This window comes from Bacillus sp. FSL W8-1141 (assembly GCF_038593205.1).
Taxonomy (GTDB): domain Bacteria; phylum Bacillota; class Bacilli; order Bacillales; family Bacillaceae; genus Bacillus; species Bacillus altitudinis.
Genome location: NZ_CP151973.1, coordinates 3201303 through 3226308 on the forward strand (window position 1 = coordinate 3201303; position 25006 = coordinate 3226308).

18 protein-coding genes are annotated in these 25006 nt (G+C 40.4%); 9 read left to right on the forward strand and 9 right to left on the reverse strand.

The genetic code is table 11. The features are described 5' to 3' along the window. Positions 1-15: 15 nt before the first annotated feature. The 5 genes from NSQ52_RS16555 to NSQ52_RS16575 all read right to left on the reverse strand — a co-directional run bounded on the left by NSQ52_RS16555 (position 16) and on the right by NSQ52_RS16575 (position 5991). Complete coding sequence (locus NSQ52_RS16555; protein ID WP_259253534.1) at positions 16-3870, reverse strand: metallophosphoesterase; 3855 nt, start codon at positions 3868-3870, stop codon at positions 16-18. Between the two features lie 94 nt (positions 3871-3964). Then, positions 3965-4351, reverse strand: a complete 387-nt coding sequence (locus NSQ52_RS16560) for a phage holin family protein (RefSeq protein ID WP_007500042.1) — start codon at positions 4349-4351, stop codon at positions 3965-3967. Further along, entirely contained in the window at positions 4352-4546 is a 195-nt protein-coding gene (locus NSQ52_RS16565; protein WP_008348183.1) for a PspC domain-containing protein, read from the reverse strand. It lies immediately after the preceding gene. Positions 4547-4552: 6 nt separating this feature from the next. Further along, the gene (locus NSQ52_RS16570; protein ID WP_076821163.1) at positions 4553-5644 is read right to left on the reverse strand and encodes a DUF4097 domain-containing protein; all 1092 of its coding nucleotides are present in this window, start codon (positions 5642-5644) and stop codon (positions 4553-4555) included. Between the two features lie 11 nt (positions 5645-5655). Continuing rightward, positions 5656-5991, reverse strand: a complete 336-nt coding sequence (locus tag NSQ52_RS16575; protein WP_024719900.1) for a hypothetical protein — start codon at positions 5989-5991, stop codon at positions 5656-5658. Positions 5992-6188: 197 nt separating this feature from the next. Here NSQ52_RS16575 and NSQ52_RS16580 point away from each other — a divergent pair, with 197 nt between their 5' ends. Then, positions 6189-6419: a hypothetical protein gene (locus NSQ52_RS16580; protein ID WP_008348188.1), complete on the forward strand. Its 231-nt coding sequence runs from the start codon at positions 6189-6191 to the stop codon at positions 6417-6419. A 231-nt stretch (positions 6420-6650) separates the two neighbouring features. On the opposite strand, the gene uvrA is transcribed toward NSQ52_RS16580, so the two are convergent. The 3 genes from uvrA to NSQ52_RS16595 all read right to left on the reverse strand — a co-directional run bounded on the left by uvrA (position 6651) and on the right by NSQ52_RS16595 (position 12056). Further along, entirely contained in the window at positions 6651-9527 is a 2877-nt protein-coding gene (uvrA, locus tag NSQ52_RS16585) for an excinuclease ABC subunit UvrA (protein WP_017357887.1), read from the reverse strand. Positions 9528-9534: 7 nt separating this feature from the next. Next, positions 9535-11520: an excinuclease ABC subunit UvrB gene (gene uvrB / locus NSQ52_RS16590; RefSeq protein WP_058336968.1), complete on the reverse strand. Its 1986-nt coding sequence runs from the start codon at positions 11518-11520 to the stop codon at positions 9535-9537. Positions 11521-11810: 290 nt separating this feature from the next. After that, on the reverse strand, positions 11811-12056 hold the full coding sequence (locus NSQ52_RS16595) for a CsbA family protein (protein WP_008348197.1): 246 nt from the start codon (positions 12054-12056) through the stop codon (positions 11811-11813). 284 nt (positions 12057-12340) lie between these two features. Between NSQ52_RS16595 and NSQ52_RS16600 the strand changes: the two genes are divergently transcribed. From NSQ52_RS16600 to NSQ52_RS16635, 8 genes are all read left to right on the forward strand, one after another. After that, on the forward strand, positions 12341-14866 hold the full coding sequence (locus NSQ52_RS16600) for a PEP/pyruvate-binding domain-containing protein (protein ID WP_342473603.1): 2526 nt from the start codon (positions 12341-12343) through the stop codon (positions 14864-14866). Positions 14867-14956: 90 nt separating this feature from the next. Beyond that, the gene (locus NSQ52_RS16605) at positions 14957-15529 is read left to right on the forward strand and encodes a TetR/AcrR family transcriptional regulator (RefSeq protein ID WP_008348201.1); all 573 of its coding nucleotides are present in this window, start codon (positions 14957-14959) and stop codon (positions 15527-15529) included. Between the two features lie 40 nt (positions 15530-15569). Further along, entirely contained in the window at positions 15570-16904 is a 1335-nt protein-coding gene (locus NSQ52_RS16610) for an MFS transporter (protein ID WP_017357883.1), read from the forward strand. A gap of 268 nt (positions 16905-17172) precedes the next feature. Then, positions 17173-18156 (forward strand): YncE family protein, encoded by a 984-nt coding sequence (locus NSQ52_RS16615; RefSeq protein ID WP_342473604.1) that lies wholly within the window; start codon positions 17173-17175, stop codon positions 18154-18156. Beyond that, entirely contained in the window at positions 18153-18839 is a 687-nt protein-coding gene (locus tag NSQ52_RS16620; RefSeq protein ID WP_342473605.1) for a response regulator transcription factor, read from the forward strand. The genes NSQ52_RS16615 and NSQ52_RS16620 overlap by 4 nt, the downstream gene beginning before the upstream one ends. Then, positions 18836-20254: an ATP-binding protein gene (locus NSQ52_RS16625; RefSeq protein WP_342473606.1), complete on the forward strand. Its 1419-nt coding sequence runs from the start codon at positions 18836-18838 to the stop codon at positions 20252-20254. The genes NSQ52_RS16620 and NSQ52_RS16625 overlap by 4 nt, the downstream gene beginning before the upstream one ends. A 148-nt stretch (positions 20255-20402) precedes the next feature. After that, complete coding sequence (locus tag NSQ52_RS16630; RefSeq protein ID WP_342473607.1) at positions 20403-22517, forward strand: glycosyltransferase family 39 protein; 2115 nt, start codon at positions 20403-20405, stop codon at positions 22515-22517. A gap of 31 nt (positions 22518-22548) precedes the next feature. Then, complete coding sequence (locus NSQ52_RS16635; protein WP_058336974.1) at positions 22549-23541, forward strand: glycosyltransferase family 2 protein; 993 nt, start codon at positions 22549-22551, stop codon at positions 23539-23541. A gap of 48 nt (positions 23542-23589) precedes the next feature. On the opposite strand, the gene NSQ52_RS16640 is transcribed toward NSQ52_RS16635, so the two are convergent. After that, on the reverse strand, positions 23590-24939 hold the full coding sequence (locus NSQ52_RS16640) for an amino acid permease (protein WP_008348215.1): 1350 nt from the start codon (positions 24937-24939) through the stop codon (positions 23590-23592). Positions 24940-25006: the final 67 nt, after the last annotated feature.

A 25006-nucleotide genomic window follows, 5' to 3' on the forward strand; every position in this document is an offset into this window, starting at 1 on the left:
TGAAAGCACAGTTTTTTATTTCCTAAGAAATGTTGATTGATCATCATTTTTTGTATGAATTTTCCATATAGGCGAAATCGCTTTCCCTTCGAAACGGTCTTTTGCGACAGTGTACCAATAATATTCTTGATTTGGCTTTAACCCTTTCCATTCAAAGGTTGCTTTTTTACCACTTTTCACACCTTTGACTTCTCCAAGAAGAACGTTTGTGTAGACATTCAATTCAAAATAATTGGTTTTAACGGATTTCATTTTTGGTGTTAAATCGACATCAATTGAAAATTCATCTTGATCTCCATACGTTTTTGGATCATAAAAATGTTCTTGATTCAAGTAGGGTGAGTATGTGGTGAAATGAAGCTTATTTTTTTCTTGATCCGCAGTGATCAGCCGCATAAAACCTTGACCGCCTTCAGGACCTGACTGGTAATCTGCAAGGATTTGATATACTTTTCTGTCCACTTTTCCATCATGATCATCGTCAATCTCATCTACTTTTCGACTGGCTCCGTGGTAGTGGCCACTAAATACTGCGACAATATTCGGGTGACGCTTTACCACTTGATGGAAGATCAAATCTCCAATTGGGCTTCGATTGCCGCTCACTAACAAATACTCATGGAAATTTAAAATGACAATGCGATCTGGATGTTCAGAAATGACTCGATTTAACCAGTCAATCTCATTTTGCTTGATCCCCCAGCCCATATACACCATCATATAATCATTGCCACCAGCAGAGATAAGATCATAATGACCTCGATTGTTTTGATAGGATTCACCGTAATATGGCTTGTCTTCAAAGCGTTTCGCTCCAAAGTATCTCCCATATTCCCTATAATGGCCGTCTTTGTGTCTGACATCATGATTACCAGCTAATACACCGTAAGGAATCTGATGCTGATCTAACACACGCATAAATGTATCGGCACGATTCCATTGCTTATCCTTTGAATCATCCACAATATCACCTGTATGGAACACATATTGAATATTCAATGGGTCCCTTTGATCTCTGATCCACTCGACCATTTTTTTGAAGATATGAGGATAACTTCTGGCATAATATTGAGTATCAGACATCCACACCATCTTATAAGGCTTTAACGTCTTACTGATCTCATCTTGTACAAGCAAATCAAACGTTTGATTTTTCATATACTGTCTGACTGACAGCAGCCCTTTTAGGTAAAATTCCTTTTCATCCTTCGCAAAGTGATGAGTGATTTTATCCCACTTTTCTTGCTGATGATTCCAAGCGTACATCGTTACCTTTCTCCCTGATAATGAGCTTCCTTTCCATACAGCCTCGACAACATCCTTTTCACGTACATCGTGATGAACCTTGATTTGAAAGCGATGATAAGGAAAATGCTGTAGATCTTTCGTTTCCACTGATTTACCATCAGCAAATGCAATGCGATTTCTTTCTCGATCAGAAAAAATCATTTCCCCTGTTTCATTTAAATGTTTTGGCGGCTCTGTTTCCGCTGCATATTTGAAAATCTTCATGGACGGATGCAGCGATGTATATTGATAGGCACGGTAAAAGGAGTAATCTAACTGATCATTAGTAGGATCATTGGTTAGCACTGTTTGCTTAGATGATTCCTTTTTTGTCCTATCTGACACTCTCTCTGGCGTTTCAGGGTGTTCATGTACCGTCTTAAAAACCTTTTTCAAAGTTGATTTGTTTCCAGCGGCATCTTTTGCTTTTATCTTCAATGTGTGCTCCCCAGGTTCTAATTCGCTAGAGGACGTTTGATAAGGCAAAGAGATCGGTTTTCCATCTAAATATGCCTTCATCTCCGCTATGTCACTCCAACGATCCGTCACCTTTGCCTTTAACGTAAAGACGCCTTTATATTGGTCATTTGCCTGTATATTACTCTTGATTTTCGGACCCGTGTTATCGACTTTCACACGTACAGATTGAGATTCGTCTGCGGTTTTAGCCTGAACAACATGTACTCCTTCTTTCAGCCTTCTTGTATCCCACTGAATATAGCTTGAAGCATATGCTTGCTTCGGGATTTGAAACTGAAATGCTCTCACCTTCTTAGCGCTGCCACCGTCGCCCATTTTCCATTCCTCATGCTGGCTCGCATTTAGAGGCAGAATTTGAGTTCCATTCGATAAAATCATCTGGACATTTTTCAATTCAAAATCATCGTGATTTTCTCCAGGAAATCGGTCAAACGGCGATGACTTCGTCCCAGCATGGAATGATATCGTTTGTGGACCTGCCTTTTCTAAGTGTTTTTCTGGTATTGGTATCGTATAGGTGCGATACACTTTTGTCGAATCATCAAAAATGGAAAGTAAGTGCTTACCTATAGACACACCATTCTTAAAATATAAATTTGTCCCTTTGACATCAAATGCAAGATATGGATCTGCTTCAAGTGCAGGGAATACTTGTCGAATTGGTTTTCCATCTATCATTAATTTTATGCTTTTTTTCTGATCTGCTGTTGCTTTTAAGTGAAATACGCCTGAGACCGTATCTCCTTCTTCTACATTCAATCGAAGGCCGTGAGCTTTGCTTACTTGTTCCACATCAATTGTTTTTTTCATTGTCATTGCTTGATTTTCGCCGTCAGACGCTTCAATCTGATATTCCAATCGATCTTTACCGATGAGCTCAGGTGAATAAATAATATAGTGAAACAGCCGATCATTATGATCCTTTTGAAGCAACACCTCTTTAAAATCTTCATGACGATTGGTCCGATATCGCAATTTGACCGTTTTGACGGACTGATCATCCTGCACATCTGCCCTCATTTCAATGCCTTCAGTTGGTTTTATCGGTTGATTGTCTGTCATATCTTCGATCACAGGTTTATGAACATCTTGTGATATTTCTTTTTTTTCAGTTGGAATTTGTGCTTTTAACACTTTTCCGGGTGTTGGCTCTTCCTCCACTTTCGAGATCAGCTTCATTTGTGTCGTACCATCCATTGGATACTTGAACAGTAACGATCTGTGCTCGCTAAACAATGAAGGCTTTAAACGATAGGATGCCGACGATACCTCTTCTCCTATATTTGTTGTGATAGAAACAAGGCGGGATTTAGAATTGGACAATCCTTTACTCTCAATGACCGATAGTTGCTCGCCCTCTTTTAAATGACTTTTGTACATCGCATTAAAGTCCGCTACCGTTAAATGCTCCTGCCCTTTTTTTCTAAGCCAAAATACGTACGGTTTTCCAGGAGAAATGGTGATAGGACTTGTGTGGAATGAATATATATCATCCATCTCCACGCCTTGTGCTGGATTGCGATAGCGAAGCTGGTAATGTCGAAGTGAAATGGGTGCATGAGTTGTGTTATACACCTCGATGAATTCAAAAGCATCCTTGCCTTTGCGGTTTTTTGAATTCACGACGATTTCTGTCATCAATAGCTCAGGAATTTGTGAGAGATCCTCTTCAAATCCGTTTAAGTGAACTGCTTGTTCGGTTGTTTTGATGACAGACTTCTGCGTCAGGAATTCTGTATAGTAATGAACTGTTGGATTCCACAATTGATCTGTCGGGATTTTCGCTGTGAATTCTGGTTTCATCCCCGGCAATCGTTCCATTGGGATCAATCGATATCCTAGCTCATCACTCTGTTTATAGTACAAGTTTGCAGACAAAATTTGCTCTGACTGACTAATAGATGCCCGAAATTGAAGATCACGTTTTTTTCCTTGAACCGGACGGACATCTACTTGAAATTGATCAAAGATAAAAGGTGAAAAGGGCTTATTTCGTATGTTCACTTGTGTTTGTGTCAAAGATCCTGCTGAAGCAGGCTGACTGAAACAAAAAAGAATGCTCAAAAAAAGCAAAAGAATGATTTGTCTGCTCACATTCACCATCGTGCACCGCCTCCCTTCGGATATTGTGTCTCCTGAAGACGGTTTTTATGACAGATGGAACGGGGAAACGATATAAATTCACACAAAAAAACCGTTAGCTTTTTTTCGCTAACGGTTCCACGATTCCTTTCTGTATGAGCAGATGGAAAATGGATAAAATGACAGCCATCCAAATGGCCGTTCCAAACCCATCAATGTTAAAACTATCTCCCATAAAGCTTGAGGTCATCATCAGTGTGATGGCATTAATGACAAAGAGGAACAATCCTAGTGAAAGTACTGTCACTGGCAGCGTTAAAATGATCAAAAACGGCTTCACTAAAATATTGAGCAAGGACAAAATAATACTTGCTACAATCGCTGCGCCAAAGCCTTCAATATACACACTACCAAGGCCTGGCAGAATGCCTGAATCAAAATATCCAGCAATGACGATTAAAAGTAATGCATTGACGAAAATACTAACGATCCATCTAAGCATTTAGTTAGTGCCTTCTTCCGGAACAACAAAATACCAGATGAAGTAGATCAAGAAGATCGGCATAAATGCTGTCATAAATCCGATGATCACCGTTAAAATACGAAGCAGGGATGCATCGACACTTAAGTATTCAGCAAGTCCACCGACAACACCCGCTATTTTTTTATCTGTCGCTGAACGATAAAGCTTCTTCATGTAGAATCACTCCTTGTCTGATTGGTGCTTTACTTGGATTGAGCCTGTTTTTGTTTCTGCAAAAATGGATATATTGTGCTCCGCCTGTTGATTGGCTTTGATCATTTTCTCTTTTTGCAGCGTTTCATTTTTCTCTTTAATCATATTTGCATCAAGCAGCTCATGAGAGATCGATCCGAGATTGCTTTTCAGCTCCGCAGTCACTGCACAAGCACGCGGAATCTGAACGTCCACACTGCCTGTTGTCGTTTTTGCATAGATCGAACGGCATTTCTCATCTGACAGCTGAACAGCAATGTTCCCATTGAAGCTCTGTGCATCAATTGATTCACTTTTCCCGCGCAGGTCAATGAGCCCATTAATGGTTTCTACTTCAATCATACCACACTCGTGATCAGCCAGTTTGATTTGTCCATTTGCTGTTTCAATTCCGACTTTTTCTGCTTGTAAAGAGGCAAAAGAGACGACGCCATTTGTTGTTTTTGCAGCCAGTTCTTTTGTCTTTAGCTTTTCCCCGCGAATCGGTCCATTAAACAGTTTGACTTTGATTTTATCGTATTGGATACGTGGTACATACAGGGTGACATTGACCTTCATGGTCTTCTTTTCAGTTCGGATAAAAAATTTGTCCCCTTCAAGTCCGCAATCCAGATGTTGAAGAAATTGATGTCTTGCCTGCTCTCCATCCTCTGCACGGTAAATTTTCGCATGACACTCTGCTCGAACATCCCCATCATCCCAAGGCATCAAATTGAGACTGCCGTTTGCCAATTGAATATCTAAATGGGACAGTGCCGCGTCTTTGAATTGAAAAATGTGTTCAACGTCGACGGACTGTCCAAAGTTCAAATCAAGATCTACATCTTTGACCTTTTTCACCGCCGAATCTAACCATCCAAACAGCTTTGCACCGAGGTTTTCAGTACCAGTTCCTTTATTCTCTGTGCCAGCTTTTTCTTCATGAAAGGTATGATCAGCCGTTGATTTTTCTAGTGAAATGGACTGATTTTCTTCTAATTTTTCAAGTAGCGTAATTGCTTCTTTTGCAGATAATGTCCCGTCTTCTACTAATTTTAAAATGCGCTCTTTTTCATTCATACAAAGCCCTCCTACGATTTGATGGATTGAAGCACTTTAATACCTTGAATGATATTCCAAATGACAGAGATCAAAAAGCCAATGGCGACTAAAAAGGACAAGATAAGTACGGTGAACACTGGAACGAGTGAGTCGCTTGCCTGTGTCGTCAATAAAAAGGGGATAGATCCAAAAACCAGCAGCACACACGCTGCGACTGGCAAAACATGTGACCACAATGCACGCAACGAATGCCGTTTCGTTTCCTTTTGATCCACTACAAAATATGCCACGATCGGTACAATAAACGGCATGAAAAATACACTAAAATAACAAATAGATGCAATGATCGACTGATCTCTGTTCATATATATTCGCTCCTTCATGATGAAAATTCCTTTCTAACTCATACGTTTATGGCGTATAAAAAGTTTCAAACTCATTCGATTTACATATGACCTTAGACACAAATTATTTCTTTTTGCACCTAAGTGTAGATTCTTCATGGATTACCCTTTAAAATATGTTGAAAAGATGGTGATTATCATTATAGGGGGTAATTATTTTGACAGATCATCATAATGCTAACCACACGGCGCAAACGCTTTTAGACCTTATACAGAAACAGAAAAGCATGAACAGCGATATGATCAAGGAGCTAGAGGCCATTCATCCGTCTCATCCGAAGTATGGTGATATCCGTTATTTAAAAGTACTGCTCGATAGTAGCAGCACTCATATTTTAAAGGATTTAACGCACCTCAGTAACTTAATGCCAAAGGAAGATGTGCAATAAAAGGAAAACCCCTCTTTCGGAGGGGGTTCAGATTGTTGACAAAGGGCTAAAATGAACTTGATTTTAGCCCTTTGTCTTCTTTTCAGCGTGATAGAAAACCTTTGCAGTCTAGGAAGGACGAGTACTGGCGCGGAGCGAATTTGACATTCGTGGAGCACCGGCACGCAGGACTGACAAAGAATGCGAGGGTTTGTCTACACGCTGAAACCCCTCTTTCGGAGGGGTTTTTCTTTATGAGGATGTCACACTTTCTGTTTCTTTGACTAACTGTTTCATTCGCTCACGATCACGCTCTAAAATCGGTTTTAAGTATCGACCGGTGTAAGAAGCTTCTTCTTTAGCAATGTGTTCAGGTGTTCCTGAAGCAATAATCGTTCCTCCACCAGCACCGCCTTCTGGTCCTAGATCAACAAGGTAATCGGCTGCCTTAATAATATCAAGGTTGTGCTCAATGACCAATACCGTATCCCCGTTTTCGACCAAGCGCTGGAGCACTTTTAACAACCTAGCAATATCATCCACATGAAGACCCGTTGTCGGTTCGTCTAAAATATACAAGGATCTTCCGTTTGAACGGCGGTGAAGCTCGGATGCCAATTTCACGCGCTGCGCCTCTCCACCAGACAATGTCGTGGCAGGCTGCCCAAGTGTAATGTATCCTAATCCAACATCAAAGATCGTTTGCAGCTTCCGCTTAATTTTCGGGATATTCTCGAAAAATTGAAGTGCGTCCTCTACCGTCATTTCAAGCACATCGGAAATATTTTTCCCTTTATACGTGACCTCTAACGTCTCGCGGTTATAACGTTTCCCGTGACACACTTCACAAGGCACATATACATCAGGTAAAAAGTGCATTTCAATTTTAATAATGCCATCTCCACGACACGCTTCGCAGCGTCCACCTTTCACGTTAAAGCTGAATCGCCCTTTTTTATAGCCTCGTACCTTCGCTTCATTGGTTTGCGCAAAGACATCCCGCACGTCATCAAATACACCTGTATACGTAGCAGGATTGGATCTTGGTGTACGGCCAATTGGAGATTGATCAATATCAATGACTTTGTCTAAGTGATCCATTCCTTTGATTTCTTTGTGCTGTCCTGGCTTCGCTTTTGCTCTGTGCAGTTTTTGGGCAAGGGATTTCAATAAAATTTCATTCACAAGTGTACTTTTCCCTGATCCTGACACACCTGTCACAGCGGTAAAGACACCTAAAGGAAACTTCGCATTCACGTTTTTAAGGTTGTTTTCTTTTGCCCCTTTAATTTCAATGAATCGGCCGTCAGGCTTTCGTCTCTCAATCGGAAGCGGGATGAATTTCTCACCAGATAAATATTGTCCAGTCAACGATTTTGGGTCTTTCATGACTTCTTCTGGTGTTCCAGCTGAAATCACTTCTCCTCCATGAACCCCTGCACCTGGTCCAATATCAATGAGATAATCAGCGGCAAGCATCGTATCTTCATCATGTTCTACGACAATCAGTGTGTTTCCGATATCACGCATGTTTTTCAATGTTCCAATCAATCGGTCATTATCCCGTTGATGCAGACCAATCGATGGTTCATCTAAAATATAAAGAACGCCTGTCAGTCTTGATCCAATTTGTGTCGCCAAACGAATCCGCTGCGCCTCCCCGCCTGATAATGTGCCAGCAGACCGGCTTAATGTCAAATAATCTAATCCGACATTATTTAAGAAGGATAAGCGCTCTTTGATTTCACGTAAAATGAGCTGGGCAATCTGCAAATCTTTCTCAGATAACTCAATTTTCTCATAGAAATCAAGGGCATCAGATACAGACAAATCGGTCATTTCTCCGATATGTTTGCCATTGATGAGAACCGCAAGTGTTTCTTTTTTCAGGCGATATCCTTTACAGGTCGGACATGGCTGATTGGCCATATATTTTTCCATTTGCTCCCGGATATAATCGGAGCTCGTTTCCTTGTAGCGCCGTTCAATGTTACGAAGCACACCTTCAAACTCGATTTCATTTTCACGGACCTGGCCAAAATCATTTTCATATTTAAAATAAATCAGCTCAGAGCCGCTGCCATATAAAATTTTATCAAATAAATGCGCCGGAATATCTTTTACTGGAATATCCATGTCAATTCCATAGTGTGTACATACCGCCTCAAGAAGCTGCGGGTAATATTGTGAGCTTTGAGGCTCCCATGGGGCAATGGCATGCTGACGTAAAGTCAAATCCTTATTCGGAATCACAAGCTCTGGATCTACTTCTAGTTTAGAACCAAGCCCATCACAGCTTGAGCAGGCACCGAAAGGGCTATTAAACGAGAACATTCTCGGCTCAAGTTCCCCAATAGAGAATCCGCAGTGCGGACAAGCATGATGCTCACTAAATAACAGCTCCTCTTGTCCAATCACATCAATCATCACGCGGCCTTCACCAAGTCGGAGTGCCGTTTCAAGAGAATCAGACAACCGTGCAGCCACGCCTTCTTTCACGACAATTCGATCAATCACCACTTCAATGGAATGCTTTTTATTCTTTTCAAGCTCAATCTCTTCTGACAGGTCCTCCATCTCGCCATCAACTCTGACTCGAACGTAGCCCTGCTTCCGAATTTGATCAAGTACTTTCACGTGTGTTCCCTTACGTCCAGATACGATCGGCGCAAGCACTTGTAGTTTCGTTCGTTCTGGATACTCTAAAATACGGTCTGTCATTTGCTCAATCGTCTGTGATGTAATTTCGATCCCATGAATAGGACAAATCGGTTTTCCGACTCGAGCATATAATAGACGCAAGTAATCATAAATTTCTGTAACAGTCCCAACGGTTGATCGAGGGTTCCTGCTTGTCGTTTTCTGGTCAATACTAATCGCTGGAGAAAGCCCTTCAATCGCATCTACATCTGGTTTGTCCATTTGACCGAGAAATTGACGTGCATAGGCTGACAGTGATTCAACATACCTGCGCTGACCTTCTGCATAAATGGTATCGAAGGCAAGCGACGATTTTCCCGAACCAGATAAACCCGTAATGACCACTAGCTGATCGCGCGGGATATTAACATCAATATTTTTAAGGTTGTGGGCTCTTGCCCCTTTCACCTCTATTCGTTCCATAGCCATCTGGCATTCATCCTTCCGCTTTTAGCTCTAGCAATAGATCTCTTAATTCTGCTGCTTTTTCAAAATCAAGCGCTTTTGCTGCATCTTTCATTTCCATCTCGATGTTTTCGATCACTTTTTCTCGTTCTTTTTTGCTCATTTTTGACAACTTTGGTGCTGCTTTTGTTTCGTATTCTTCCGAATCCTCATGTACTTTTGTTGCCTTGATCACATCTCGAATCTTCTTATGGATCGTTTGCGGAGTGATACCAAATTTCTCATTATACGCTTCTTGCTGCTCACGTCTCCGCTTTGTTTCTTGTATGGCAATGTCCATTGATTTCGTCATATTGTCTGCATACATAATAACCCGGCCTTCTGCATTTCTTGCAGCACGGCCAATCGTCTGGATGAGGGATCTTTCTGAACGTAAAAAGCCTTCTTTATCCGCATCTAAAATCGCCACGAGCGACACCTCTGGAATATCCAAACCTTCTCGAAGAAGGTTGATCCCAACAAGCACATCATATTTTCCGAGACGTAAATCACGAATAATCTCAATCCGCTCTAGTGTCTTAATTTCTGAGTGCAGATAATTGACCTTGATTCCGATTTCTTTCAGATAATCTGTCAGATCCTCAGACATTTTCTTCGTTAAAGTCGTCACAAGCACACGCTCATTTTTCTCAACCCTTGCATGAATTTCCCCAATTAAGTCATCGATTTGTCCTTCAATCGGACGGACTTCAATGATTGGATCAAGCAAACCGGTTGGACGAATAATTTGTTCCACGACCTCTGGCGTTTTCTCAAGCTCGTATGGGCCAGGTGTTGCGGATACATGCACAATATGGTTAATGTGCTTTTCAAACTCAGCAAATGTGAGTGGTCTATTATCAAGTGCTGACGGCAGACGGAATCCGTGATCAACAAGCACTTGTTTTCTTGCCTGGTCCCCATTGTACATGGCGCGAATTTGCGGGATGGTCACGTGTGACTCATCGACAACAATCATAAAATCATCCGGAAAATAATCAAGCAATGTATAAGGTGTTGAACCAGGCGGACGTAAGGTGAGATGTCTTGAGTAGTTCTCAATCCCTGAACAAAAGCCCATCTCTCTCATCATCTCAAGGTCATACCTTGTCCGCTGCTCAAGACGCTGTGCTTCAAGTAGTTTTCCGTTTTCACGAAGCTTTTCCAACTGTTCCTCAAGCTCTTTTTCAATATTAATAATCGCTTTTTCCATCTTTTCTTCTCTTGTGACGAAGTGAGATGCTGGGAAAATAGCAACGTGGTCACGATCACCGAGAATTTCTCCAGTGAGAGCATCTACTTCACGAATACGTTCAATTTCATCACCGAAAAACTCCACTCTGATACAATGCTCATCTCGTGAAGCAGGAAAAATTTCAACGACGTCTCCTCGAACTCTGAAGGTTCCGCGCTGAAAATCTATATCATTACGAGAATACTGAATATCCACAAGCTTACGCAGCAGTTGATTGCGTTCAATTTCCATTTCAGTTCGTAAAGACAGCACAAGCTCTCTGTATTCCTCAGGAGAACCTAAGCCATAAATACAGGACACACTGGCAATGATGATGACATCTCTTCGCTCAAATAATGAGGATGTGGCGGAGTGCCTTAGCTTATCGATCTCATCATTAATGCTGGCATCCTTTTCAATAAATGTATCAGTTTGAGGCACGTACGCCTCAGGCTGGTAATAATCATAATAACTCACAAAATATTCAACAGCATTATTCGGAAAGAATTCCTTAAACTCGCTGTATAATTGTCCGGCAAGTGTCTTATTATGCGCAATGACAAGTGTTGGTTTGTTCACTTCTTTGATCAGGTTAGATACAGTAAAGGTCTTTCCCGTACCTGTAGCACCTAACAGCGTTTGATGCTGTTTCCCCTGATGGATGCCCTCCACAAGCTTTTCAATGGCTTTTGGCTGATCTCCTTGGGGCTGATAGTTAGAAACTAATTCAAAGCGGTCACTCACATCAAAGCCTCCGTTTCGTTACGAAATCTATCTAATGAATATATTATCATAAAAGAACACAAAAATACGAACTAAAGTTCGTGTCTGACTTGATTTTTATTTCCAATACAACCATACCCTCTCTGCCGTGGCTCATAACCCTCTAAAGAAACCTTCCTTTCAGTATGGAACATTTTGGAGCGAGATATTCGATCAGCAGAAAAACCACAAAAAAGAAAGCTGCACTCACTAGAATCGTAAGCACAGCTCCTGCAATCAAAAACATTTTCTTTTCATCAAGAGGGATCACATCAATGATGTTTTTCAGCCTTCTCTCTTTTTTCGACTTCTTTCTTGGCCATAAACAATGCCCCGGCCACTAAAGAAATAATATCTAATCCTACGATAAAGTAGGTTTCTGTATAGCCTTTCATATACGAAGCAAATAAAAGCGCTGCTGTTAATGCAATGCCAACGTAATGATTATAAGTAACCTTTGAAAATAAAATAACGAGCAAGAAAGGAAAAACAAGTGCAAATATGGCTTTTGTAATCACAAAAACCCTCCCTCTACATGGTCTACTCCCTTGATTATAGTAAAGATTGGCATAATGAACAATTCACAGTTTTCAATTTCAGCTTTTTTCTTCTCGGTTGAAGACTTTTGATATAGATGAGGAGGAAAATTAGTGAAAACGTCCCCTTTCTAAAGATAGGTCTTTACGTCTTTGACAGTTACATCCAATAAATTCTATGATGAAAATGATAGTGCGCACTATCATTTTAAAAAACAAAAAGAGACAAATGAAACCATTGGCTATTTGGATAAGGGGGCATTCCCATGTATTCAGTATTATTTCATGCGGCTGAAGAATCCGCATCACTCGCAGGGGCAAAAGGCGTGAATTTAATTAAATTAAACAATCACGGACTGCCAGTTCCAGATGGATTTATTATTAAAACGAACAGCTTTGCAAGCTTTCTTTCATATCACAATTTCCATCCAACTGATCAAAATCTTGCCCGAAAAATCACAGAAGCTTCGTTTCCTTCACAAATGGAGACAGAATTACTTTCATCCTTTCAATCATTGTTGAAAACATATCCGTCCGTTGCAGTGCGATCCTCTTCTGTTGCGGAAGATCTCGAAGGCGCCTCCTTTGCAGGTCAATACGAGACCTATTTAAATATCAAAACAAATGAAGAATTCTTGCAAGCCGTCAAAGAATGTTGGTCGTCTTACTTCGCAGCAAGAGTCACAGAATATAAGGAAGAAATGATTGAGAACGAGGAAGAGATGCCGCTCATGGCTGTTGTTGTACAAGGCTTGATCCATTCTGACATCTCTGGTGTCATCTTTAGTGAGAATCCTGTATCAGGAAAAACAAACGAAGTCATGATGACTGCAAGCTATGGACTAGGAGAAGCCATCGTCTCCGGCCTTGTGACGCCAGATACATTTATTGTAAACAAAGAAACGTACTCTATTGAAAAATCACTAGGAACAAAAGAAGTGCAAATTGTCCCCTGTCAAGAGGGCGTCGTTGAACAACCCGTAGGTGAGGAGATGGCTGGCCAATTTTGTCTTCGAGATGATCAATTGATCCAAATCACGAAAATGACAAAACAAGTAGAAGAACTTTATGGACATGGAGTAGATATCGAATTCGGCATGTCAGATGGTACTTTTTATTTACTTCAAGCAAGACCGATTACTGCTTCTTTTTCCAATACAGCAAATGGCTCCTCAGGTGCAGCCTTTCAAATGAAACCTGAAGAGCTGCAAGACTTCTGGATCTCAATGGACGATCATATGCCTGGACCCACAAGTCCTCTTTTTTCAAGTTTGATCATACCTGCTTTAAAAAACGGGATGAAGAAAAACGGAGAGAAGTATCAAGTACCAGACCTTAATATTAAAGATATCAAGCTTTATAGAGGTCATTTGTATTCTTCACCGTCTATGCCAGAAGCGTCAGAGGAACCAGTTTTTGACGAGAGCCTATTCGAAATGTTTCCTCGTTTAAGCGAAAGAATGTATCGCATTTTAAAGCAAAACTTGTTCCCATTATACGAAAAACTTGATCAGCAAATCACTCAACCGCTAACAATTGAGGAAGCCATTAATGGCTTTCAAGAATTAAAGGAGATTTATCTAAGAGCGTATGACGACCATTTTGATATTGTCATACCTCAAGTCATTCTATCAGCGATCATTGAAGACATGCTTGTCACATATACTGGGGATCAAACACAAGTCGTTCTGCTGCATGAAATGATGATAGGTGTGATGAACAAGTCTCTTGAAACAGATCAAAAGCTATCTCACTTGGCAAAAGACGTTCTTCAAGATTCCGAGCTTCTTCAGGCATTTAAAGATCATTCAACGAATGCTGAACTATTATTTGCCCTCAATCACACAGATAAAGGAAAAAACTTCATTTCCGACGTAGAAGCTTTTCTCCGAGTCTATGGTTGGCGGTCTGGTAAAAGCCATGATTTCACAGAGGAAACATGGGTGGAAAATCCTGAATTTGTCTTGGACATCATTAGAAACAACATTCGGTATCAATCTGATTTTGATGAAGAATTTGCACAAGCCGTGATCAAAAGGCAAGAAACGTATGAACAGTTTATCAGTCAAGTGACAGATGAAGCGTTTAAAACAAAATTTGAGGAACTTTATCATTTTGCACTCCATGCAGCCAATATTCGAGATGATCATCACTTTTACATTGATGCCATGTTAGATGCAAAAGCGAGACTCTATCTCTTAAAAATTGGTGAACTTCTTGTTCAAAAAGGAGCGATCCCTCATCAAGAAGACCTTTGGTATCTTTACGATGATGAAGTACTCAATGCGCTCACAACTTCGACCACATACGATTCGATCATTCAGCAAAGAAAAATTGAAATGAAGGAAAATGAATCCATCCAACCACCAGCTTATACAGGAACGCCTTCTGAAGCTGAATTGCAGCAAGTAGAAAGAATGCTCGGTTCGCTAAGGGAAAATGAAAACAACACAGACGATGCAATCTATGGAATTGGTGCATCTAGCGGCATTACTTCCGGAAGAGTCAGAGTCATTACATCTGCTGATGAATTTTCACAATTTGAGAAAGATGACATTTTAGTTTGTAAAACAACGACACCTTTATGGACCAGCTTATTTAGAGACGCAAAAGCAGTCATCACCGATTCTGGCGGCATTTTGTCCCATTCCGCTATTATCGCTAGAGAATATATGATACCTGCTGTCTTAGGTACACGGATCGCAACTGAAAAACTAAAATCTGGTGACCTCGTGACAGTAGATGGAGCCAATGGGCGTATCCAGTTATTAAATCAGCATTCACGGGCATAGTCGTCACTGTTTGGATCATATTGGCGGTCACAGATTTTATCGGTATACTTACTTTGTTGCAAACACATTCATAACCTGAGGTGAGTATGCTTGTTAAAATCAACAAATCAGCGGATCATTCGCGCAACAATGGAATTATTGTCTGAAAAGGGCTATCAAAAAACAACGACAAAAGAAATTGCGACAAAAGCGAATGTAAGTGAAGCGACAATTTTTCGTAACTTTAAAAACAAACGCGGCGTGATTGCTGCCATTATGAAAATGAAATCAACACCGACCAAAACCCTTGAAGCTGAATTTAAAGACGATTTATACACCGATTTAAAATTTCTCGGTAGCTATTTCCTTGAAGATTTGACTTCAAAAAAAGAATTTATCTATATCAGCATGAGAGAACCCGCTATGTTTAAAGATTTAACAGACCATGAAAAAATTTATCCTCAAGAATTGAGAGACATGCTGATTCATTATTTCAAAAAAATGAGTGCTCAGCATCGTGTATTAGAAGGAAAAGAAGACATCTATGCTGATATATTTATTAGCACGTATTTTGGCTTTTTCATTCAACAGCTAGAGCAAGACATTCAGCTTGTTTTAACACAAAAAGAAGACTTTATTGAGACATGCACACACATTTTCATGAGAGGAATTTCCCCCACTTAATTGGGTGGAATTCTTCTTTTTTACAAAGGTGGTAAACACATTGAATCTTAAAAAAGAGAACTTGATCATTTATTCTTTGCTGCTTGGAGCTATTTTAGTTCCAGTCAATTCAACCATGATCGCAGTCGCTCTATCATCCATATCAACTTATTACGATCAATCCATATCAAACATTACTTGGGTGGTCACGATTTATCTAATTGTCATGGCAGTCACTCAACCTATTGCGGGTAAGCTGGGAGATATATACGGCCACCGCAGCATGTATTTAGCCGGTGTGATACTCTTTTTGATTGGCTCCATTGGATGTGCTTTCGCACCTAATCTTGCTTTTCTTATTAGCTTCCGATCAATTCAAGCGGCAGGCGGAGCTATATTAACACCGAACAGCATTGCTTTAATTCGAGCAACAGTATCACATGAAAAGCTTTCTAAAACTATGGGTTTTTTCGGTTTTGGAGCGGGAATTGGTGCCGCACTTGGACCTTTTATCGGCTCTATTCTCATTCAGAGCTTTGACTGGCATTCCATTTTCCTAGTGAATATACCATTTTTGATTCTCACACTTGTGACAGGCGTTTTTATGATTCCGAAGATGAAACATACGCGTTTACAAGCCAATGTAGATATCATCGGTTCGTTATACTTAACAATCGGGATCGCCACACTCATTTTGTTTACTAAAAGCCAATTATTAAACGAATACATGATCTATGGCGTTCTAGCGGTCATTTCCATTCCTTTATTTTTCAAACACGTACGGAAAGTTACAAATCCCATCATTGATTTGACATTATTTAAAAACAGTACCTTTACGAACGCTAACCTTTCTATCATGCTTAGTAATTTTGTGATGTACGCGATTCTTCTCATTATGCCGCTGTTTATGGAGCAAAAACTTGCGCTTTCTCATACACAAAGCGGGATTTTCCTTTCGATCTTTTCACTCTGTATGTCTATTAGTGGATTACTCGGGGCAAAGCTCCATCCAATAAAAGGCGCCAAAAAAATGATTCGATTTTCATTTCTCTGTCTTACTTTATCAGGTGTTATGCTGATCACACTAAGCAGCTACCCAAATTTACCACTCCTTATCATCACATTAGTCGCTGGGGGGATCTCATCAGGTATTGGCATGACTAGCATGCAGATGGCTTCTTTAACATCTGTTGATCAGAGTTTATCCGGCTCTGCATCTGGAATTTTTTCTACCTTTAGATATTTCGGAAGTATCATTTCATCTACTTTAATTGGTATATTAAGTGGTTTTCAATCTTTATTTATCATATTAATGGGCGCAGGTATTCTTGGTTTCCTCCTCTCTCATCGTCTAAAAACGAAACCCACTTCTCATTCATCTGAACACTCTGCTTAATGACTCCCTTCGCTCTATTTAGGGCGGGGGAGCTATGATTATTTGTTACTGTAACCGATTATGGATACAATGATCAAACTGTGAAAATGATCTTTTACTCATGAAAAAATGTCATATGAATAAACGAAAAAGAAATTTCAGCTTTCATTTACCTCTACTTCCCCACCTAAAAACTTCTTTTCATTTCTTCCAGCATTCATAACTTCGATTTTTTTTCACAATTTTTGTGTTATGCTTTTTGAAAATAGAGCACCAAAGGAGCAGAAGGATGAAACGAGTGAAATATTTTTTAATATGCTTGTCAGCTCTACTATTTTTCCTAGCAGGCTGCGGAAAAGACCAGCAATTTACGCCCCCTGGCAGCTCTCAATCAATTGCTGTCATTTCTCAACTAAAAAAAGCCTCCTTTTCAATCGTTGATTTACAAAAAAATAAAATTGTCTCTTCCGTTGATTTAAAACATCCTCTCACTGATCTTGTTCACATCAACAAAGACGTGATTATTGCATCAAGTAAGGAAGGACAATCTCTTATAGAAATCAATTTAAAAAAAGGAACAGCAACGGACTATATGGATGTGAATAAAGGTCTGACTTCACTTGCGTATGATACGGATACCAACACTTTACTTGTGACCGATTCAGAGAAAAATGTCGTTTATTTTATCGATACAGTGCACAAGAAAATAAAAGCAACTGTGAAGACCGGGACATTACCCTCTTCTATGGCGTTGTCTTCTTCAGGAACGTTGTTTGTTTTAAATGCAAAAAGTCATTCTGTTTCAGTCATTGATATTGAAAAGAAAAAAAAGATACGAACGATTTCCGTACTAGAACGGCCATCTGGCATTCATTTTGATGGGCATTCTATTTGGGTTGGAGGACACGGTAAACCGGGCACATTAAATAAGAGCATTTTTGCTTACGACCCTAAAACAGGTAAGAAACAGCGAGAAATCAAACTAGGTGTTATGCCAGTCGCATTTTTTTCAGAAAAAAACTCTTCTACTTTATATGTATTATGTCATGGAGACCATACACTATATAAAGTAAATACCGAGAAAAACAAACTACTTTCCTCTGTTGAGACCGGTCAAAATCCGAATTATATCACTGCTGATTCCTCATCTATATATGTCAGTAACTTAGATGACAATTCAGTATCCGTCATCGACAAACATACATTTATGTTGAAGAACCGACTGAACATCCCAGCAGGACCTTATGCTATCATGTTGGAGGAAAAGAAATGAAAGAACAGATGAATATTTTAATAGTAGATGATGAATTAGATATGCTTGAGTTAATCGGATCCTTTTTGCAGAGACAAGGCTTTCACGTGATAACTACAAATAATGGCACGGGCGCCTTACATCAGCTTGAAAAAGAGGCCATTGACCTTGTTGTATTGGATATTATGATGCCAGATATGGATGGATTCGAAGTCTGCCAGCGCATCAGGCAAACCTCTCAAATCCCCATTTTATTTTTAACAGCTAGAAGTTATGAAGAGGATCGCATTAAGGGGCTGGAAATTGGAGCAGACGACTACATCATGAAGCCTTTTAGTCTACGTGAGCTTGCAGCTAGAATTGAAACGACATTAAGACGAATTAGAGGTCTTTCTTTAAAGCGCAGTCGAATCATGATTGGTGACTTGGAGATCGATCAAGATGGCAGACAAGTCTATCTCAAGCAAGAGCCCATCAATTTAACAAGAAGAGAATTTGATTTACTTATGTTTCTTCTGCTCAATCAAGGCCAAGTCTTTTCCCGTGAACAGCTCTATCAAAAATTGTGGGAATCACACTCACCTAGTGGCTCTTTAAGAACAGTCGATACACATATTAAAACACTAAGACTGAAATTAAAGGAAGCGGAACGGTATATTAAGACCGTTTGGGGTGTCGGCTATAAGTTTGAGGAGGACAAATGAAGCCATTATCTATTAAAAGGAAAGTGCTTTTCTTAATCCTTTCCGTTATAGGCATCGTTGCTGCCTCAGCTCTTGCCCTGACTTATTACTTATACCAGCACTTATATATAGATAAACAGATTGACTCTTTAAGTTTACAAGGAAAGAAGCTGGCAGAAATCTATCACAAACACGGGAAAGACACATATTTTACTGACAGAATGAAGTGGGCAAATGACTCAAGTCAGGCAAGTGTTATTTTTACTGATGATCCTATGGAGCTTTCAAGCGGTATTCCTTTCGATACGAATACAAACGATAACCTCATTACGTTTAAAGAACGCCAAAAGCTTCTTCAGGGGAAAACAGTTGTGTTAATTAGAGAACACCCCCAGTTTCATCAAGATATTCTCGGAATTGCCATCCCTGTGTTCTCAAACAAAAATGATTTATCAGGAACCATTTTCCTCTCTATGCCTTTATCTGATGTGTATGAACCGTTTGTTCAAATTCGATTAACGCTTGGCATCTCTATTTTAATTATCCTGCTTTTGATTTTCTTTATTGGATATAAAAGTTCTAATAAAGTCGTAAGGACGATCAATCAAATGAAAGAAATTGCAATGGAAATGGAATCTGGTGATTTTTCAAAACGCATGGCTGTGACCAAAAAAGGGGATGAGTTAAATCAGCTGAGCCGTTCCTTTAATAAACTGTCCTCTACCTTAGAAAAAGTTGAACAACATCGCAGAGAGTTCCTTGCCAATGTCTCCCACGAACTGAGAACGCCTTTAAGTTATATGAAAGGCTATGCTGAAGGAATTGAAGAAGGCATTATTGATCAAAAGAAAGGCATGCAGATTATTCAAGACGAATCCACACGATTAAGCCGGCTCGTACATGACCTTCTTGATCTCGCACAGTTAGAGGGGGAATCTTACCCACTAACGATGGAGCCGATCGTCTTTGCGCAGCTTATTCATGATGTTCTTGATCAAATGACATTCATTGCTAATCAAAAGAGAATCTCGTTCAACCGCGAACTCGAAGAGGATTGTATTATTTATGGTGATAGCGATCGACTTGAGCAAGTCGTTCGTAATTTATTGGACAATGCCATCCATTACACGCCTTCAGGAAAATCGATTTCGATTCAATTATTCGTTCACCAACAAACTGCTGAATTGAGAATTACAGATGAAGGCAGCGGAATTCCAAAAGGAGATCTCCCTCATGTTTCTGAGCGTTTTTATCGAGTGAATAAAGCCCGCACAAGAAAAGATGGCGGCTCTGGTCTTGGACTAGCCATTGTTTATCAAATTATAAAAAAACATCGTGGCACGTTCGTTCTTCAATCTGAACAAGGCCTAGGTACGACCGCTATTATACAATTACCAAGTGCAGAGACCACTGAAACTCCGCCTGTCTCCTCATAAAATAAGATGACATCTTAAACAAAACAGCTCTTTTCTAGAGCTGTTTTTATTCAACAGAAAAATAAAGAATTGGCCTTTTTTTATTAACAGTTTATTCATATTTGCTTGTTACACTTTTTTCAAGTTAAGAAAAAGGAGTGACAAGCTTTTGATTAGACGCTTTCAGAAATTTGATCTTTATTTATTTTTCATATTGATTTTATCTGCCATTTTAAACATTTATAACATTTGGAACGACGATACGGTGAACGCTTATTATACAGCGGCGGTCACAAGTATGATGCAAAGCTGGCATAATTTCTTCTTTGCTTCGTTCGATCCCTCAGGTTATGTCACGGTTGATAAACCACCGCTCGCCTTCTGGCTGCAAACGATCAGTGCCAAAATTTTCGGCCTGCATGGCTGGAGTGTGATCTTACCCCAAGCTTTAGCTGGCATTGGATCTGTTTATTTAATCTACCGCCTAGTCAAACCTACATTTGGCCAGGCTGCTGCAAGACTGTCAGCGCTTATTATGGCGTGTACACCAATCGCAGTTGCTGTATCTCGTACAAATAACATTGACAGCTTACTCGTCTTTATTCTTTTACTCGCAACAGCCATGATGTTCAAGGCTGTGAAACAGCAGAAAGTGCTTTGGGCGATTGCTTCTTTTGCAATGATCGGTGTCGGTTTTAATACAAAAATGCTACAAGCGTATATGATTGTACCGGCTCTCGTCCTGTTTTACATCATTGCCTATCGAACGACATGGAAGAAAAAGTTGTTATCGCTGATGATTTCGATGATTGTTCTTTTAGGTGTATCTGCTTCATGGTCTATAGCGGTTGATCTCACTTCCAAAGACAATCGTCCTTATATGGGATCAAGTCAATCGAACTCAGCACTAGAATTAGCCTTTGGTTACAATGGTCTTCAGCGGTTGACTGGTCAACAGTCTGGCGGAGGAGGCGGCACAAATCAGGGTGAGGGACAGCCACCTTCACAGCAGGGTGATCAGCAAAATGACAATAATTCTTCCACCATGCCTCAGCCGCCATCAAATGGGACTCAAAACAACTCAGACAATTCAAACCAATCATCCAGTCAGGAACAGCCTTCCATGCAAGGACCACCAAGCAGTGCAAACGGCACAACACCACCTGATATGCCTTCAGGCGGTAATGGTGATGGACCGCCAAATGGTGGGGGCGGAAAAATGGGAAGTGGTTCTGGCATGTTTGGAACAGGAACAAAAGGGCCATTACGTCTGTTCCAATCTGAACTGTCCGATCAAATCAGCTGGCTGCTTCCATTTGCGCTCTTTGGTGCGATTGGTATCTTCTTCTCGACAGCCTTTGAAAGAAGACGTCTCAATACAAAACAAAAAGAAACACTATTTTGGTTAGCTTGGCTTATACCTGTTGCTGCATTTTTCAGTGTAGCAGGATTTTTCCATCACTATTATTTAATCATGCTGGCACCGCCAATTGCTGTATTAGCAGGAGCCGGATGGGTGTCTATGACTCAATTGTTTCAAACGGGAACTGGCTTTAAAAAATGGCTACTGCCAATTGCGATATTCGTCACAACCGCATTTGAAATCTTTATCCTATCCACATTTACAAGCACAATCGGTCTTGGATTAAGCATTGCAGTCGGTATCATTGGTATTGGAACGATCCTTTCTCTACTTTTGATAAAAGGGAAAGAAAAACTAAAACAATTCATGTCTCTCATTGCCATCCTTGGGATGCTGATCGCACCCCTATACTGGGCAAGCACACCTCTTCTTTACGGAGGAAACAGTATGCTGCCAGAGGCTGGTCCTCAGCTTGCAACTTCAAGTGGCAGCATGAGTTCACAAGTCAATGAAAAGCTGATCAGCTATCTGGAGAAAAACAATACGGGAGAAGAATTCCTATTCGGGACAACAGATGCAACCACTGCTTCGCCTTACATTATTAAAACAGGAAAAGCTGTTATGGCATTAGGTGGATTTAGTGGATCTGATAACATTCTCACGCTTAATGAATTCAAACAGCTCGTTAAAGACGGCAAAATCAAATACTTCTATCTTTCTGGTATGAGAGGCGGCAGCTCTGACATTCTCACTTGGATTCAAAAAAATGGCAAAGAAGTATCTGCTTCTAAATGGCAGAACAGCTCTACATCCAAAACGAATCAGCAAACAGACAGCCAACAATCAAAACAAAATGATCAGTCAAATGGACGAATGGGCGGAATGGAGAGCGGTACTCTTTATGAACTATCCGTTGATTAATTCATCTATTAAAAGGGAGGAACGATGACTGATGGAAAAGAACATACAATACTCTGTTGTAGTCCCAGTGTATAATGAAGAACTTGTGATCCATGAATCGTATCAGCGCCTCAAGACCGTCATGGATTCGACGGGAGAAGCATATGAGCTTCTCTTCGTCAATGACGGCAGTATAGATCGAACAGCTGAACTGATTAAAGGGTACTGCCAGACCGATCCGCATGTGAGACTTATTGATTTTTCTCGTAACTTTGGGCATCAAATTGCCATTACAGCGGGAATGGATTATGCAAAGGGAGAAGCTGTCGTAGTGATTGATGCGGATTTACAAGATCCACCTGAATTGATTTTAGACATGATTGAAAAATGGAAGGAAGGCTATGAGGTCGTATACGCGGTCCGCACGCAACGAAAAGGCGAAACAGCTTTCAAAAAGTACACGGCTTCCCTTTTCTACCGAGTGCTACGTCAAATCACCGAAGTAGATATTCCTATCGACACCGGCGACTTTAGATTGATGGATCGTAAAGTGTGTCATGAAATGAAAAAAATACGCGAGAAAAACCCATTTGTCCGCGGATTAGTGAGCTGGGTTGGCTTCAAACAGATTGCGGTAGAATATGTTCGGGATGAGCGGTTGGCAGGAGAAACAAAGTACCCTCTCAAAAAGATGCTCAAGCTCTCGATGGATGGGATCACATCTTTTTCTTACAAACCTTTAAAGCTAGCCAGCGTGGCAGGTATTGCCCTTTCAGCTATTGGCTTCATTTCGATGTTTCTAGTTTTATATTTAAAGCTTTTTACAAACAGCACCATCACCGGCTGGAGTTCATTAATTGTCATTCAGCTATTCTTTAGCGGGATCATCCTCTTTATGTTAGGCATGATTGGGGAGTATATCGGCCGAATCTACGATGAAGCCAAGGACCGGCCGCTTTATATCGTCAGGGATAGCTATGGCCTTCAGGCAAAGCCACATCCCGTTCAATCCCCTGTCCACTTCAAGCAATATAAACAGCATTAAAAAAAGCGTGCGAGACCCTTCAGAAGGTCCTGCACGCTTTTTAATAAATTAGACGGCTGTTTCAAACCGTTTTCTGTTAATAAAGAAAGATAGTGTAATGATTAAATAAATGCCCATGGTGACCAGCGTTTGAACAATTGGTGTATTGAATACAACGCCGACAAAAATGGCCATGATCGCAATAACTGAAAACCACGTTGTGAAAGGATACAGCTTCACGCGATATCCGCCTGGCTGTGCGACGCTTCGAGATTTCAAATGACCGACAGCAATGATAAACCAGATGAATAGAACTGTGTAACTTAAAGAGCCCATTAAGTAATTAAACGTTTGACTTCCTACAAAAAGAGAAATCAATACAGCTGCATACAAGGTAGATGTACATACAAGGATGGCTCGAACAGGCACCTGCTGTTTTGACAGCTTGGAGAATCCTTTCCATACACGGCCATCCATTGCCTGTGTATAAAGCACCCGTGATGAAGCATACAAGCCAGAGTTCATAGAAGACAAAATCGCTAGTAAGATAATACCATTCATGATATCACTAGCATACGGTACTCCGATTGTTGCAAACACTGTCACAAATGGACTTACTTGCTCATTGTTTACTTGATTCCAAGGGATTAAGCTGACAATGATAAAGAACGGTAGTACATAAAAACCGATGATGCGTACAAACGTACTTTGAATGGCCTTTGGGATGACTTTTTCAGGGTTTTTTGTTTCTGCTAACGTGACCCCAATCATCTCCGTCCCACCATATGAATACACGACAACCAGCATTGCTGCAATTAATCCGCCAGTACCATTTGGGAAAAATCCACCGTGATCCGTTAAGTTAGACAATCCAGGTGCTGCATGCTGTCCGAATGAGACAAATAGCATGGTAAATCCAATGATAATAAATAAGATGATGACAGCAATTTTAATAGAAGCCAACCAATACTCTGTCTCAGCAAACATTTTGACTGAGCAAACATTAATGATTGTGACTACAAGTGAAATGATTAACACAAGCATCCAGATTGGCACTTGTGGGAACCAGTACTGAATAAAGATGGCCGACACAATCGCTTCTGCTGCAATGTTCAGCACCCACATCTTCCAATAGATCCAGTCTAAGAAATAGGCCGGATACTTTCCTAACACAGGTTCAATCAAGTCACGAAATGTTCTTGCTCCAGGTCGTGCAACGGTCATTTCGGCAAGTCCTTGCATAATAAATAATAAAATAAGACCACCAATCATGTATGCCAAAATGACAGCAGGACCCGCAATATCAATGGCAGAACTGCTTCCTTTAAACAGACCAGCACCGATGGCACCGCCAAGTGCAAGCATCATAATATGCCTTGATGTCATTGTTCGTTTTAACTGCACATGTTCCTTTTCCATTTTCTATAGCTCCTTTAAATTTGAATCTTCAGACAAATATGAGATAAAAGCATATAAAAAGGCCAGC